Here is a 14,973-nt window from a genome sequence, read left to right as displayed (position 1 = left end):
ATTTTGTGTTGTAGTTTGAGAGAAGTCTAATTTTAAAATTTCCTGATAAGTGTAACAATGACTTTCCTTTTCAAAATTCAACTTTTCTTCATTATCTGAAAATTCAAATACAGTGTTGACATAGCAACACGAAATAAGAGTGAAAATGATTATTTTGAAATATGACTTCATCGACAAAATATAATCAAAAAATTAAAATACAAATCTAATATTAAAATTTGCTTTTTTACAAATATACCCAATACACTTCAATCATTTAAATATTACTTAAGATAGATCAGAAAACCCGAGGTACTCAAGAGTAATAAATTACCTTCAAGCTGATATCAACTTATCTTTTGCAGGGGGTAATTACGGATTAATTGTAACGAAGTTTCGGGTTTTTCCTGAGTCCAGCTTACTTCATTTGGTTGTTTGGTGTCGTAGACATTCTCCCAATAGATTCTATTAGTAGTGTTTATACTTTTAAATCGATTTTAATTTTTTAACAACACTTATCTCCTGCCTGTATTGGTGGGCATTTTACAGTTCCGTAACTACAATAAACACAGCAATCACCTTCCAATGGTCGTAATCTTGTTTTACAGTTTTCACATTCATAGAAAAATGCACATGCATCTGTTGGCATGATTTCCGCTTTTTTATATCCACAATTTGGACAAGTAATAGTCGATTTTAATTCTACCTCTTTTCCATTATAACTAATGCACGTATCACAGCTTCCGTTTGATCTATTCCTATAATAATTTACTCCTGTCGCAATTAACAATCCGAACATTCCCGAATAAATAAAATAGAGGTTGTTATCATAAAAATAGCTGTATAAAATTAATACGACACTTGGTATAGCAAGCAATAAAGGGTATATGAAGCGATGTTTGCGATATGAAATAATTAATCCTGTAAGTGAGATTAGCACCATTACCAGAAATATCCACATGGTCCATCCTCCAAATAATTCAAAACTGCCCAATCCAAGAGCTGAGGCTCCAAATGCAAAAAGGGGGAAGCAACAGGGAGAGAATAGTGCTGTAAAGAAAATCCCAATCGTACCTAATTTATCTATATAGTTTAGTAATTTCATTTTTAAATAAATAATTTTTAAAATTTGACAAAATAAGTGAGTAGTCCTATAGCTATTAAAACTATTCCCGTAATTCTTTTTTCGTGATGTTCCATATAATGTGATTCAAGATGTTTTGCACCGTGCATCCCAAGATATACTAACAACAGCATTCCACCAATTGTTACAAAAGTATAAACTGCCGATACAATCCATATTCCAGCCCAGCCAATTGTACTTGCTTGAAAATAATACGCTTCTATTTCAGCACAAGGTGTAAAAAACATCCCAATGCTCATTGAAGCGAGTAAAGACCATTTTGTCTTTTTCTTTTGAACAAGTTTTAGAGGATAAAAATCTTCCTTGACAGATTTGTGAAGAAATTCATCATGATGATGGTTATGCTCAAATCCTTCTTTATCTGATAAGTCAAGAACAAGATAAATGATACCAAGTACTATCAAAATAGAAGGCGCAATAATTCCTGATATTATCTCATAAGAAGAGGATAATTTGTAACCAAAAAATCCCACAATAATTCCTATAAGGACTGTGCTGAGTGTATGAGCAAACCCTGTGATGAGTGTTGCCCTCATTATTTCGCCTTGCGTCCATTTTTCTGTTTTCCCAATAGCAATCAAAGGTAACCAATGATTAGGGATAGAAGCATGAATGATGCTCAATAATAAACTTGCTATTAATATTTGAACCATGTTTTCAGAAATAGACCAATCATTGCTGCGACAACAATAATATAGTGTTCTTGAATTTTCTCATATAAAGTAAAACAAAAATTGCTGCAATAGCTATTAATTTCATTAGAATATCTAAACAAACTCTTTGAAATAATTACATTTTCATTCCTGACATTGGATTTTTACCTTTCTTTAAAATAAACTCACTGTATAAAAGATAGGCACCAGAAACCACAACAGTTTCGCCGTTTTTTAAACCACCAGTAATTTCTACCTCATCAAATGTCTCCGCTCCAAGGGACACCATTCTTGGCTGGTATTTTCCTTTTTCAATCTCAACCCATACATGTGAACCATTTCCATCTCTGATTACAGCATCTACCGGTAAGGCCAATATATATTTTTGCCCGGAAAAAGGCAGTAAAACAATCGCTTGCAAACCTGCCTGCCATTGGTTATTGGGATTAGAAATGGTACCACGCAGCTGCATTATCTGCTTGCTGGTTTGAAGTGCAGGGTTTATAAAATCAACAGTCATTGTTTGTGGCTGGTCTTCATATCCTGAAACAATTACCTGTACCTTTTGCCCTGTTCTAATTTTGTCTGCATCAGATGGATATACATCTGCTTCTACCCATAAACGATCATAATCTTCCAGTTTCATAATAGAGCTGCCTTCTGCTACATATTGTCCTTCTGTTACGGAAAGTTCTGCAATGATACCTGAATTGGGAGCAAAGTAAGTTACATAAGGAGATACTTTTTGTTTTTTTACTAAATCGCTCAGCTGTGCTTCTGATTGTCCATACAATAATAGCTTTTGCCTTGCCGCATTTTTCATTTGATAAAAGCGTTTATCCTCCGGAAAACTGCTCACTTGAGCAGTAGCAATCAGATATTCCTGCTGCAACGAAGAGAGCTGTTCGGAATATATCTTATATAAAGGCTCTCCTTTTCGGATAGGCACCCCGGTTTCTTTTACATACAATACTTCAATTCTTCCTGCAACCCGGCTCGATACATAAACCGTTTGCTCAGGGTTTGTTACCAAACGTCCATTGAGTCGGGAGGAATGTGAAAATTCATTCTCGCCAACTTTCATAGTATTTAAATTGGCTAATGCCCGCTGACTTGCTCCCAAGATCAAAAAGTCCTGTGCATTATTTTTTTCAAAAGGTACTAAGTCCATTGAGCAAATTGGACAAGTGCCTGGTCCATTTTTCACAATCTGTGGATGCATGGGACAGGTATACGTTTGAACTTTCTCCTGGGTAACTTTTGTTTCTGCCTTCTTAGTACATGCTGTAAATAGAATTGGAATAACCGCTACTGCCAAGAAAATAATTAATAAAATTTGTTTCTTCTTCATGGCTTATCTTTTTGATTTATTTTCTGAAGCTGTTTTGATAAAACTTTCACTGTCCACCATATATGACGCATTACCGGCAATTTCCCAATCACTGATATCTTCTTCAATGAGCACCATACCACTGGTTGTAATTTTTGCTTTAATTTCTTTGGGAATAAACACATCCTGCTCCTTTTTAAAGATAACAGACTTATTTCCTAAGTTGAGCACGGCACTTTGAGGAACCCACCATCCCTTATTGGCAATTGGGATAGTAGCTGTAACTAATTTTCCTATTTGAAATTGATTGCTATTTAAATAAACTCTTACCTGGGTAAAATTGCTTCCCGCATTAAAAACAGGCTGAATGAGTCCAATGGTACCTGTATATACTTTTTGTTTATCTGAAGATTCATGGAAAACCAGTTTTTGTCCCTTTTTTATCTGGGATGATACCGAGGGATCTAAAGCGAACTCGGCAATAAGACTTTTGTTAGTGTAAATTGTAAAAAGTGACTCGCCGGCACCTACATACTGACCTTCTCTGAGTAGTACAGGCGACGCAGAAGCTGTGGATACATTATTACTACTTGATGGTGTGCTGCTGCCCGAACCCATGCTTCCCATACCATCATTGGTACTTGCTGAAGCTGGAATACTTACATTTGCTACAGATGTGTTACCAGCTATTGATTTGTCTAAAATATATCCATTGGCATTGCTGTAAACAGGAATACGGTACAAAATTTTGCCAGTATTTAATATTTGTTGAATTTGTCCCTGTTGCATGCCTAATAACTGCAGTCTTTCTTTTGCTTTTTGCATCATATTATCATTTTTGTCAGACTGATAAATAAACAATAGTTCTCTTTGTGCTGCAGCTAAATCAGGGGAATAAATCTCCATAATTAACTGTCCTTTTTTTATGGGCTGATAATTGTACTTTATCAATAAACGCTCCACTCTTCCGCTTATCCGACTGGCAATACTGGTCTGATCACGGGTATCATAAGTAATGTTTCCTTGTACCTGTACAGAAAATATTTTCGTGCCTGACTCAGGTTTTATGGTTGATACATTGGAAACTACCTGCTCATTTACAGGTTTCAAAAGATGTTTAAGATCACTATTTATAGTTGTTTCGGTACCAGGGGTGTGCTTGGGTACTAATTCCATCCCGCAAATAGGGCAATTACCCGGTTTATCCAGCACCACTTGTGGGTGCATGGGACAGGTGTATTTCTGGTTTAAATTATGCTTTTCGTGTGATACTTTATTTTTATGATCAGCAGTTTTATTGCAGGAAACAAATAAAAATACACAAACAAATATAAAGGCGCATAATTTAGCGATATAGTTCTTTTTCATAATCGACAATCATTTGATATAGTTTTAATTTTTCGTCCAAAAGGTCATTCTGTAACATATTTAAAGCTTCCCAGGAATCTATTACCACAGGAATCTGCAGCTTGTTTTCTTGATAATTTAAGAAATTTACATCCAGTGATTTTTGCATGGAAGGAATTATTTTTGTCTCGAGTCCCTCAATTCTTTTCTGCATCGTTTGTATTTCGTACTGCATACCATATAACATTCCCTGAGTTTCCTGTAGCATTGCAGACTTTTCTTTTTCCATCGCCTGCAGATTATACTGCATCGCTTTTACATCCGATTTATACATTTTTGATGACCACGGAGCAATTGGAATGGACATCATTGCCATTACCGAATAGGCTTTGGGCATCATTTTATCAAAAGCATTCATATGGTCAAACTGGATTTTAAAGGCAGGATTTTTTTCTGCCTTCATCACTGCAATATTGCGTTGCATCGATTCAATCCCGGCATCCATTTTTTTAATATCTCCACGAACAGCTGCAAGGCTTGTAGTATCATGTAATGCAGGGTTAAAAACAGGAGTGTAATTGGTATCTATAGAAAAATCGGCATTCCCCGGCTCATTCATCAAACTGCTTAGCCATGCTCTTGCTTTTGCGATTTCGCCTTCCTGCATTCGGATCATATTTTTGTTTTCTTCGATTCTGGCATCAATTTTATAGACATTGCCCAATTGCGATTGATTATATGGATATCTTACTTCTTCAATCTTTTTCATGGTACCCATTATCTTTTCATTCTGATCCAAAACCCTGATGCGCTGCTCGGCAATCATCCAGCTAAAGTACAATCGTTTTGCCTGCGCTTTAAAATCATTAAGAGTTACAACTCTGGTAGCGTTTTCAATGTCTCCCTGAGATTGGATATACTTTTTTTTCTTATTTAGTTTCGAGAAGTTAGGAATATCCTGTTCAACCCTGAACATCAGCGAACCTTTATCACGGTCGTCCATTACTTCCTGAAATGGGTATGGTGTCATAAAGGTACCGACCCCCACCATTGGTGCCATCCATGCCGTTGCTGCATCTGCACTGTATTTATAGCTTTCTGCTTTAAGTCCATAGCTTTGTAAGAGTATATTTTTTTTGTCAATCCGCTGCAAGATGGTATCCAGCGATAACACCTGTTTACTTTGGCTAAAAAGCTGTATTGGCAGTAAAAGCAATACTATTGCCAATACTTTAATGTTTCGTTTCATGTACTTCAAGTTTTCCATATTTTCGTAATTCATATTCTTTGGACATTAAAAAAATAAGAGGGGTTACCAGCAGGATATGTATGGCAGAGGTAAATACGCCGCCAATCATAGGCAATACAATCGGTTTCATTACATCCATTCCAACGCCATTTGACCATAGAACAGGAACCAGTCCAAATAATGAAACGCAGACTGTCATTAGTTTTGGGCGCAGTCGTTTTGCAGCGCCGTGTACTACATATTCCTTCAGGTCATTTTGGGTAATGGTTTCGCGTGAATTCCCTTTTACTTTGATTAACTGGTCCATAGCATCGTTGAGATAAATAACCATCACAATCCCGGTTTCCACAGCTATTCCAAATAGGGCAATAAACCCGACAGCAACGGCAACCGATAAATTAACATCCCAGAAATAGATAATGTAAGCCCCACCGATTAAGGCAAATGGGACTGTAATTAAGCTTAAAAAAGCTTCGCGCAAGGAATGAAAAGCAAAATACAGGGAAAAGAAAATGATCAGCAGCACAATTGGAGCGATAAGTTTGAGCGTTTTCTCACCGCTTATTAAATTTTCATATTGGCCGCTCCATTCTATAAAATAGCCCTCTGGCAATATGTTTTTTGCTTTTTCCAGTTTATTCATTGCTTCGGCTACCGTCCCACCCATATCGCGATCCCGTATATTGAACATAACTGCTCCGCGCAATAATGCATTTTCTGAACTGATCATTGGAGGACCGTCTACAAATTTAATATCAGCCACGGCTGATAGGGGAACTTCTCCAAAAACGGGGGACTGTAAAGGAATGTGTTTGATCCGCTCTACACTATTTCTATAATCCTGAGCCAAACGCACACTTATTGAAAAACGTCTTCGTCCCTCAACAGTATTCCCGATGGATGCACCGCCTAAAGCAAATTCCACGGTTTGATTTACATCATCAACGGTTAATCCATATCTCGCCAATTCTGGGCGATTGACATCAACATCAAGATACTTACCGCCGGTAATAGGATCCACAAATAAATCAGATACTCCGGGTGTTCCTTCCAAAGCCATTTTCACTCTTTCTGATACGCGTGCAATAGTATCGAGATTTTGCCCGTAAACCTTAATTCCTACATCGGTACGAATTCCTGTTGCCAGCATGTTAATACGGTTGATAATGGGTTGTGTCCAGCCGTTTACGACACCTGGGATCTGCAGTTTGGTATCGAGTTCCTTAATAATGTCTTTTTTATCAATTCCTTTGCGCCACTGCGATTTTGGTTTTAGCATAATAATGGTTTCAATCATGCTCATTGGGGAATTATCTGTAGCTGTACTGGCTCGTCCTGCCTTACCCAAAACACTTTCTACTTCGGGTACTGATTTGATTATTTTATCCTGTACCTGCAAAATACGTTTGATTTCTCCATTGGATACATCAGGCAGGGTAACGGGCATAAATAAAATACTCTGTTCATCTAATGGAGGCATGAACTCTGTTCCGAGCCGCATCAATAAGGGAATTGAAATCAATAGTGCCAGAATGTTGACTGTCAGAGTAGTTTTTCTCCATTTGAGTACCCATCTGATGATAGGTTCATAACCTCTTTCCAAAAAACGATTCACAGGATGTGCGTCTGTAGGTCTGAATTTTCCTTTCATAAAAAAAGAAATCAGTACCGGAGCCAGTGTAAGGACCAGTAAAGCATCCACAATCAGTATGAATGTTTTGGTATAAGCCAAAGGATGGAATAATTTTCCTTCCTGACCACTAAGCATGAACACGGGAAGAAATGAGGTAATTATAATTATCGTAGCAAAGAATACACCACGAGAAACCTGCTTGCTGCTTTTTTCAATTACTTCGAGTCTTTCCTTATCCGAGATCCACTGTGGTTTTTTACGCAGTATGTTTTTAATTCTTTTCATCTTGGTTTGTTTCATTTTTTTGTTCAGACTGCCATTGGGAGTATCGCTGTGATAAATGCTGATAAGCGTTCTCACTCATAATAATTCCATTATCCACTATAACCCCTATAGCTAGAGCAATACCTGTTAATGACATGATATTGGAGGATATACCAAAAGCATTGAGTAGGATAAAACTCGCTGCAATGGTTATGGGAATTTGAATGATAATACTCAGGGCACTGCGCCAGTGGAAAAGGAAAATAATAACGATAAGCGATACGACGAGCATCTCTTCAATTAAGGTGCGTTTTACCGAATCAATAGATTCTTTTATCAGATGTCCCCGGTCGTAAACAATATTAAATTTTACTCCCTCAGGAAGTCCTTTTGTTATTTCCTTCATTTTTTCTTTGACATGATCAATCACGGCGTCGGCATTTTCACCATAACGCATAACGACTATACCACCAACAACCTCACCGGTGCCGTTGTGATCAAAAATTCCCAGTCTGGTTTCTCCGCTCATTTGAACGCTGCCTATATCACTGACTTTAATTGGAATACCATTTTGGTTTTTTAGCGGAATATCTTCAATTTCTTTAATGGATTTTAGATAACCGGAAGTCTTAATAATATAACCAATATCACTCATGTCAAATTTTCTTCCGCCACTTTCATTATTATTGGCTCGAACGGCATTGATTACTTCCGGAACAGACAGTTTATAATATAACAGTTTATTGGGATTAATAGTAATTTGATATTCTTTTTGAAATCCTCCAAAAGAGGCAATCTCACTTACTCCGGAAACATTCTGCAAAGCAAATTTCACATACCAGTCCTGTAATGCCCTTTGTTCTCCCAGATCCATACCGGGGGCATCAAGGGTATACCAGAGTATGTGGCCAACACCTGTTCCATCAGGACCTAACTGTGGTGTAGCTCCTTTGGGTAAAGTACTACTGATGGTACTGAGTCTTTCCAGGACTCTTGACCTTGCCCAGTAGATATCAACATCATCTTCAAAAATGACATAAATGAAACTCATCCCAAACATAGAAGCGGCGCGTACATATTTAATCTTCGGTAATCCCTGAAGGTTGGTTACCAAAGGATAGGTAATCTGGTCCTCAACGAGCTGTGGTGCCCGACCCATCCACTCTGTAAAAACAATAACCTGGTTTTCTGATAAATCAGGAATTGCATCGATAGGATTCTTTTGTATAGAGAGGATACCCCATACAAATATTCCTGCAGATAATAGCAAAACGATGAAACGGTTTTTCAGAGACCATTCTATTAATTTGTGTACCATAGGTTTAATTTATTTTTGAAATACTATCGCTTACTTTCTGAGTCCACTTGATCATTTGTTCTTTTTGGGCAGCGGTCAATACTGCATTTTTATGGATTAGAGTATAAGAGGGTAAAGGCATTTCGTCTGTCTTGATTTGTTTTACAATTCTGTCTAGTTTATTTTCCTGTTTTCTTTTGGAATAATTTCCCCACTCACTAAAATTCAAATCATTCTTTCCCTTAGTAATATGGCTTTCCATGAAAAGACGTATCGGCTGAATGTAAGAATACCACGGATATTGTGTGTTATTGCTATGGCAGTCATAACAGGAAGTCTGCAAAATTGATTCAACATTTTTGGGGATGTGATAGACTTTAGAAATATGGATTGGTAAAACCTGCCCGTAATCGGAATTTCGGACAGGCTGATAGAATTGCATCAGTAAAAAAATAATTAATCCAATAAAAAGAATCTTTCTGATGAGTTGTTTCATTTTAGAATGTTTTTTTTATTGATCCGCAGTTACTCATTTTTGATCCATAATAAGGATTTTTGATCTCTTTTATTTCACTAATCCATACCGCTCCTTTACCATCGTTTGCCATAGGGCAGTAATCCTGATATAGTTTTTGGGTTGTTCCAAATAGTTGTATTAAATCGTTCACATCCTTACTGAGCATTACAAAATGCTCTCTTTGATGCTCTATTTTTCCGCTATTATCACCAATGTGCTCGGCATGCTCTTTGGCGTCATCAGCAATGTCAATGTATTCAGTCTTTAATTTCACATCTATTAAACTCAGATTTATCTTATTTAAAGTTACGAATAATTTTTTACCTGCATTTGCGGCACCTTTTGAGTCATCTTTAACTAACGCATTTTTCATTTGAAGATAGTTGCTTACTATTTCATTTATGGAAGAATTAGATTGAGTTGCTGATTTTGCAGTTTCTTCATTGGCAGCAGCATCACGTTTATGGATTGCTTCAGTTTGCGGAACCTGCTCTGTCAGTTCCATTCCACACTTGGAGCATTTATCGCCTTTTTTACCGGTAATTTCAGGGTGCATCGAACAGGCATATAATTGTGAATCCGTTTGAGTTGTTTTTGGATCAGCTGCAACAGTTTTTTTGTTTTTTTGATTGCATGAAACCATTACAAATGCCATCATTATGGTTGAAAGAATTATATTTTTCATTTATTTAATTTTAAATTGTTTATTACGGTCATTGACAACATTTTTCGTCATTAGATTCTTATTGCTTACCATCTTCTTTTTTAGTCATTGCCATTCCACATTTTGGACATATACCGGGTTGGTTAGAAGTCGATCCGTCCTCTGCGCAAACATATTTTGTGACGGTTTTACTCATAGGTTGGCTTCCTTTTTGAGCATGCGTATCTACTTTTTCGGTAACTTTTACCATCTTCATAGCGCATTTAGAGCAATCCCCTGGTTTATCAGAAGTTGAACCGTCCATAGGACAAACATATTTTGTCACCGTTTTACTCATAGGCTGACTTCCTTTTTGAGCATGAGTATCTATTTTCTCAGTGGTTTTTGTCAATTTCATTCCACATTTTGGACATAATCCAGAACTTGAGTTCATCTGGTCAGGATGTGAAGGGCAGATATAAACTATTTTTTGCTCCTCATTTTTTGCAGCTGTTTGTGCTGTTACGGTTAAATTAAATGCAAAAAATGCACTTAATATGATAAGTATTGCTTTCATCTTTTTTCTATTTAATTATTTCTAAAGTTTTACCACAACCCAGCATCTGTGAGCCATAGTAAGGATTTTTAATTGTGTTTTCTTTGCTTAGCCAATTGGCATCTTGCATAGGGCAGTGCTGATAATAAACAACTTCTGAGGGTTTTGAAGTTTTTATCAATGCATACATGTTTTTAGATAATGGATTAAAAAGTTCTCGCTGCTTTTTAATGTCCTGAGTTTCTGAAATATTTTTAGCTTCAGTGGTTAAATCTTTTGATGCTTTCATCCAAACCATATGTTCTTCTGTTTTTAAAGCATCCATTTTTACAGAAGCTATTGCTGTCCATAGATCTTTTGAAGCTGAAGCAGCAGTTTTTCCATCTGTTTTTACCAAGGCATCTTTCAATAAAAAATAATTATCGAAAACCGGTTTGAGTTGATCTTTAGTTTGGGCATTGGATACCACAACTGATAACAATAGGGTTATTGTCATCATTATTTTTTTAAATGATTTCATTTTGTGTTTTTTTAGATAAGATTTGTTAAACAATGACAAAAAAGACGGCATGACAAAGCCCTGTTTTTGTAATTGATATTAACGGGAAAATAAAATAATTGCAAGCAGATTATGCTTTTAGATTTGACACACTAATGGCTGTCAAAAGTGGAATTCAGCCTATTTTAGGTATAAGCCAAAGTGAATGGAAACCAGAAGAAATAAAGGTTTGGGAACTATAAAATTTTTGTTTTTCAGAATAAAAATTAAGGGAATTGCTTTTGAATTCCAGTTCATTTAAAAAGGTAACCCCGCCATTACATACTGAGCCGCATCCACACATAGAATGCCCGCATTTTCCCCCACAACCATCGTGATTCTTGTTTTTTGAATGATTCGTTTTGCAACAACAATCATCCTTCTGAGTTTTAGAAGTTTCTTTTGTGCATGAATGATTTACAACAACTTTCTCACAAGCAAAAGTTATGGTTGGCGTTAGGAATAAGCCAAGCATAACAATTAATATGATGTGAAATCTTTTCATGTGAAAGGAATAATATGTCAAAATTAGTTAGATTATTTTGAATTTTAACAAAATATATGTTAAAACCATTCTTACAACTAAAATGGCTCGGTTAGGAGAGATATTGGAAATTTATAAAGCATTATTAAATTTCATTATTTTGCGTTTAGAACGACTACAATTGACAATTGGAACTAGTTTGAACTTTTTAAATCTAAATTAAAGTCAAAATATATCCTACTAATGAACCTCCTAAAACTATAAAAGCACTATTTATTTTTTTATATTTGAATGTTATTATAATACTTATTAATGCAATTAAAATAGTTCGCCAATCAGTAATGGTCTCTTTTCCCATTTCAAAACAAATAGAAACAATAATTGCAATTGAAGCGACATTTACAGCGTCTAAAAAACCCGAAAACAATACTGAATTTCGCATTTTTTTTACCAATGGATTTAATAATGCTACAAAAATAAATGACGGTAAAAAAATCGCAATAGTTGAAATTATTGCTCCTGAAAGCCCGTTAATTTGATAGCCAATAAAAGTCACAGACGAAAAAACAGGACCGGGTGTAAATTGCCCGACTGCTATTGCATCAATTAATTGTGTTCTTGACAAAAGCCCAGTTGAAACTAATTCTGCATCAAGAAAAGCGAAAAGCACATACCCGCTTCCGTATAAAATTGCGCCAATTTTTAGGAAAATCAGAAATAAATTTAAGTTTGTTGGAGAAATTAAATTATTATTTGAAACTTGAAAAAGTGTTAGTGGAATAAAAGTATTTAGACCTTTATTGGCATTTTCTTTTAAATAATAAATGATTAATGCAATTATTCCTGCACCAAACATTAAAATTATTTCGTTATAATTTAGAAGTGAAAGCAACAAAACAACGCATCCAATAATACCTAATTGAATTGTTTTTATAGATTTTTTTGCCAATGGAAAAATTGCGGAAAGTATAATGGCAATAATAGCAGGTTTTATTCCATATAAAAAAGGTTTTATTTCTGGAATTTGTCCATACTCTTTATATAACCAAGCAAAAAATCCAGTAATGATTACAGCAGGAAAAATAAAACAAATCCCTGCTATAATTAAACCTTTCCAACCTGCTTTTTCATGTCCAATATGAATAGCCATTTCGGTACTATTTGGACCGGGAATTAAATTAGTCGCTCCAATTAAATCAAGAAAATGTTGTTCAGTCAGCCACTTTTTTTTGACGACTACTTCATCTTGCATCATTGCAATATGGACTGCTGGACCGCCAAAACCAATAATACCAAGTTTCAAAAATAATTTTGCTATTTCTTTTAAATTATTTTTCTCCTCCATTTTGACTAATTTTCTTATCAAATGACCACTTTCCTGCACCTTCAATCAAAAGAAGGATTCCTCCAAGCAACATTGCCCAATCAGTTCTGCTACCGTGAAGCATTTCCCAAAAGCCATCGTTTTTTAAAACTTCTGCTTTTGTTGTTGCGATTGCAACAATCATAATTATAATAATTGGAATGCTTGCTAAACGAGTAAAAAGCCCAATTAGGATTAATGCTCCGCAAAGAATTTCAAAAAAACCAACAAAGCTGCCTAAAAATTCAGGTGATGGTAAACCAATTTTAGCAAATCTTCCTGCTCCTAAAGTATCAGGAAATAAAAACTTTTGTATTCCTTCTGAAAAAAATACTGCTCCAACTATTAAGCGAACTAAAATAGTTGTTTTTGAATTATCTGAATTTATTAGTTTTCGCAACATAATTATTTTTTTATTTGAAAATCCTGATTTGAAAATGGTGGATTTTTTGGAATTACTATTACATTATATTCGTGACTTGTTGCTTGATGACAAGTATTACAAGAGTTTGTAAGATTTGCGTAATTTCTTTGAAACATTTCTTTGTTTTTTTTCAAAATAGAAAGACTTAAACTATCCATTGCTAAATTAATCATTCCTAATGATTTAGTTTCTATTCTGTCAGAACAGTATTTTTGTATCCCTTCTAAATTTTCTTTGATTTCATTCATTTCAAAATCGGCTAATTTCCAGTTTTGATTTTCTCCAGCAAACCAAAGTTTTGCATGATGGATTTGTATATTTCCCATAAATTCTCCAAATCCGGGTTTATAAGTATTAGTCACCAAGCTATCTAAACGCTTTTGAAGTAATTGTTCTCTATTTTCTTGCTGATTACAAGAAACTACTAACATAATTAGTAACAAAATAACTAAAAGTTTCATAATTCTATTTTTTAAATCCACAAAATTGAAAATTTGATTCGATTCAAATTTTCAATTGATAAGGTTCTTGAATTTTCTCAATATAAAGTAAAGCAAAAATTGCAACAATAGCTATTAATGCAGTTGGAATATCTAAAATGTTCCTTGAAGCAATTACAATGACCGCACCTACCAATACTCCCGGAAAACCTGCAATAAGACAACTGATAAAACCAATCGCAATAATAACCGGACCCGGCGTTATCATTGCAACAGCAAACGAATCAACAAATTGCTGTTCTGTCAACCAGTTATTTTCCTTCACGACTCACGCATATAAAACCGGAACAATAGCCAATTCGCTGCCAAATACAAATACTCCCGCTAATATAATTATCAACTGTCTCAACCAATTCCTGCCATGTTTTTTTTGCATTGAATGTATAATACATAAAGTAAACTAACTAAATTTGAGGTAAAACAAAATAATGACTTCACTCTTACAATATTTCAGCAAATTCAATCCACTTTCTAAAGAAGCTGAAGATGCCATTATTAAAATCAGTACTGTTGTTAAGATTAAAAAGAACCAAGACTTACAACCTATCGGACATACTTGTAAGACAATCTATTTTATAAATAAAGGGATTGCTCGGATTTATTATTACAAAAACGGGGTGGACATTACAGAAAGCTTTTCTTTTGAAAACACTATCATTGCAAGGGTAGAAAGCCTATTTACTGGAAACCCATCACGAAAAGGCATTCAGGTTTTAGAAGACAGTGAAATAATAGCTATTAATGCTACCCAACTTTTCGATTTGTACGACACTTATCCAGAAATTGAAAGGCTATTTCGTAAAATTTTTGAAAAGGCTTATGTTGATACGGTAAACAGAATGGAGGGAATTCAATTTCACACAGCCGAAGAACAATATATAGCTTTAATAAAAGAACAGCCAACGCTTCTACAAAAAGTTTCTTTAAAACATATCGCATCTTATTTAGGAATTACCCAAGTTACTTTAAGCAGAATTAGAGGGGCAATCCGCTAATTATTTAACATTTGTAAAAGGATTTTACTAAGCAATGTTCAACCTTTGTATTTCAAA

At 35.2% G+C, this 14,973-nt stretch carries 16 protein-coding genes and 1 pseudogene; 1 reads left to right on the top strand and 16 read right to left on the bottom strand.

Annotation, left to right across the window (positions count from 1 at the left end):
* Positions 1-484: 484 nt before the first annotated feature.
* From E4635_RS15830 to E4635_RS05185, 16 genes and pseudogenes are all read right to left on the bottom strand, one after another.
* Positions 485-706 carry a GDCCVxC domain-containing (seleno)protein gene (locus tag E4635_RS15830; RefSeq protein WP_246020701.1) on the bottom strand — a complete coding sequence of 74 codons (222 nt, stop codon included), beginning with the start codon at positions 704-706 and terminating at the stop codon, positions 485-487.
* Between the two features lie 48 nt (positions 707-754).
* Positions 755-1,084 (bottom strand): annotated as a pseudogene (locus E4635_RS15825) (MerC domain-containing protein); the annotation flags it as partial.
* 17 nt (positions 1,085-1,101) lie between these two features.
* Positions 1,102-1,776: an urease accessory protein UreH domain-containing protein gene (locus tag E4635_RS05250; RefSeq protein ID WP_135525568.1), complete on the bottom strand. Its 675-nt coding sequence runs from the start codon at positions 1,774-1,776 to the stop codon at positions 1,102-1,104.
* A gap of 136 nt (positions 1,777-1,912) precedes the next feature.
* Positions 1,913-3,127 (bottom strand): efflux RND transporter periplasmic adaptor subunit, encoded by a 1,215-nt coding sequence (locus E4635_RS05245; protein ID WP_135525567.1) that lies wholly within the window; start codon positions 3,125-3,127, stop codon positions 1,913-1,915.
* Between the two features lie 3 nt (positions 3,128-3,130).
* A complete protein-coding gene (locus E4635_RS05240; RefSeq protein ID WP_135525566.1) occupies positions 3,131-4,474 on the bottom strand; it encodes an efflux RND transporter periplasmic adaptor subunit in 1,344 nt (447 codons plus the stop codon).
* Complete coding sequence (locus tag E4635_RS05235; protein ID WP_246020694.1) at positions 4,452-5,681, bottom strand: TolC family protein; 1,230 nt, start codon at positions 5,679-5,681, stop codon at positions 4,452-4,454. Before E4635_RS05235 ends, E4635_RS05240 begins: the two co-directional genes overlap by 23 nt.
* A gap of 4 nt (positions 5,682-5,685) precedes the next feature.
* Positions 5,686-7,620, bottom strand: a complete 1,935-nt coding sequence (locus tag E4635_RS15885) for an efflux RND transporter permease subunit (RefSeq protein WP_135525564.1) — start codon at positions 7,618-7,620, stop codon at positions 5,686-5,688.
* On the bottom strand, positions 7,607-8,917 hold the full coding sequence (locus tag E4635_RS15880; RefSeq protein ID WP_135525563.1) for an efflux RND transporter permease subunit: 1,311 nt from the start codon (positions 8,915-8,917) through the stop codon (positions 7,607-7,609). The genes E4635_RS15885 and E4635_RS15880 overlap by 14 nt, the downstream gene beginning before the upstream one ends.
* 4 nt (positions 8,918-8,921) lie before the next feature.
* Complete coding sequence (locus E4635_RS05220) at positions 8,922-9,392, bottom strand: heme-binding domain-containing protein (protein ID WP_135525562.1); 471 nt, start codon at positions 9,390-9,392, stop codon at positions 8,922-8,924.
* A 1-nt stretch (position 9,393) separates the two neighbouring features.
* Entirely contained in the window at positions 9,394-10,098 is a 705-nt protein-coding gene (locus E4635_RS05215) for a DUF3347 domain-containing protein (RefSeq protein WP_135525561.1), read from the bottom strand.
* A gap of 58 nt (positions 10,099-10,156) precedes the next feature.
* Positions 10,157-10,633 (bottom strand): heavy metal-binding domain-containing protein, encoded by a 477-nt coding sequence (locus E4635_RS05210; RefSeq protein WP_135525560.1) that lies wholly within the window; start codon positions 10,631-10,633, stop codon positions 10,157-10,159.
* A gap of 7 nt (positions 10,634-10,640) precedes the next feature.
* A complete protein-coding gene (locus tag E4635_RS05205) occupies positions 10,641-11,132 on the bottom strand; it encodes a DUF3347 domain-containing protein (protein ID WP_135525559.1) in 492 nt (163 codons plus the stop codon).
* Between the two features lie 716 nt (positions 11,133-11,848).
* On the bottom strand, positions 11,849-12,979 hold the full coding sequence (gene chrA, locus E4635_RS05200) for a chromate efflux transporter (RefSeq protein WP_135525558.1): 1,131 nt from the start codon (positions 12,977-12,979) through the stop codon (positions 11,849-11,851).
* Positions 12,963-13,400, bottom strand: coding sequence for a DoxX family protein (locus E4635_RS05195; protein ID WP_135525557.1), 438 nt, complete (start codon positions 13,398-13,400; stop codon positions 12,963-12,965). The genes chrA and E4635_RS05195 overlap by 17 nt, the downstream gene beginning before the upstream one ends.
* A gap of 2 nt (positions 13,401-13,402) precedes the next feature.
* On the bottom strand, positions 13,403-13,882 hold the full coding sequence (locus E4635_RS05190; protein ID WP_135525556.1) for a hypothetical protein: 480 nt from the start codon (positions 13,880-13,882) through the stop codon (positions 13,403-13,405).
* Between the two features lie 43 nt (positions 13,883-13,925).
* Complete coding sequence (locus E4635_RS05185) at positions 13,926-14,186, bottom strand: chromate transporter (protein WP_246020691.1); 261 nt, start codon at positions 14,184-14,186, stop codon at positions 13,926-13,928.
* A gap of 163 nt (positions 14,187-14,349) precedes the next feature.
* Between E4635_RS05185 and E4635_RS05180 the strand changes: the two genes are divergently transcribed.
* Positions 14,350-14,916: a Crp/Fnr family transcriptional regulator gene (locus E4635_RS05180; RefSeq protein WP_135525555.1), complete on the top strand. Its 567-nt coding sequence runs from the start codon at positions 14,350-14,352 to the stop codon at positions 14,914-14,916.
* Positions 14,917-14,973: the final 57 nt, after the last annotated feature.

This window comes from Flavobacterium humi (assembly GCF_004745595.1).
Taxonomy (GTDB): Bacteria; Bacteroidota; Bacteroidia; order Flavobacteriales; family Flavobacteriaceae; genus Flavobacterium; species Flavobacterium humi.
The sequence above is the reverse complement of the archived record's forward strand: the minus strand, read 5'-3'. Positions and strand labels throughout refer to the sequence as shown.

Coding starts and splice junctions, on each gene's coding strand:
- E4635_RS05250 (WP_135525568.1), bottom strand. CDS start 1,776: ATGGTTCAAATATTAATAGCAAGTTTATTATTGAGCATCATTCATGCT.
- E4635_RS05245 (WP_135525567.1), bottom strand. CDS start 3,127: ATGAAGAAGAAACAAATTTTATTAATTATTTTCTTGGCAGTAGCGGTT.
- E4635_RS05240 (WP_135525566.1), bottom strand. CDS start 4,474: ATGAAAAAGAACTATATCGCTAAATTATGCGCCTTTATATTTGTTTGT.
- E4635_RS15885 (WP_135525564.1), bottom strand. CDS start 7,620: ATGAAAAGAATTAAAAACATACTGCGTAAAAAACCACAGTGGATCTCG.
- E4635_RS15880 (WP_135525563.1), bottom strand. CDS start 8,917: ATGGTACACAAATTAATAGAATGGTCTCTGAAAAACCGTTTCATCGTT.
- E4635_RS05220 (WP_135525562.1), bottom strand. CDS start 9,392: ATGAAACAACTCATCAGAAAGATTCTTTTTATTGGATTAATTATTTTT.
- E4635_RS05215 (WP_135525561.1), bottom strand. CDS start 10,098: ATGAAAAATATAATTCTTTCAACCATAATGATGGCATTTGTAATGGTT.
- E4635_RS05210 (WP_135525560.1), bottom strand. CDS start 10,633: ATGAAAGCAATACTTATCATATTAAGTGCATTTTTTGCATTTAATTTA.
- E4635_RS05205 (WP_135525559.1), bottom strand. CDS start 11,132: ATGAAATCATTTAAAAAAATAATGATGACAATAACCCTATTGTTATCA.
- chrA (WP_135525558.1), bottom strand. CDS start 12,979: ATGGAGGAGAAAAATAATTTAAAAGAAATAGCAAAATTATTTTTGAAA.
- E4635_RS05195 (WP_135525557.1), bottom strand. CDS start 13,400: ATGTTGCGAAAACTAATAAATTCAGATAATTCAAAAACAACTATTTTA.
- E4635_RS05190 (WP_135525556.1), bottom strand. CDS start 13,882: ATGAAACTTTTAGTTATTTTGTTACTAATTATGTTAGTAGTTTCTTGT.
- E4635_RS05180 (WP_135525555.1), top strand. CDS start 14,350: ATGACTTCACTCTTACAATATTTCAGCAAATTCAATCCACTTTCTAAA.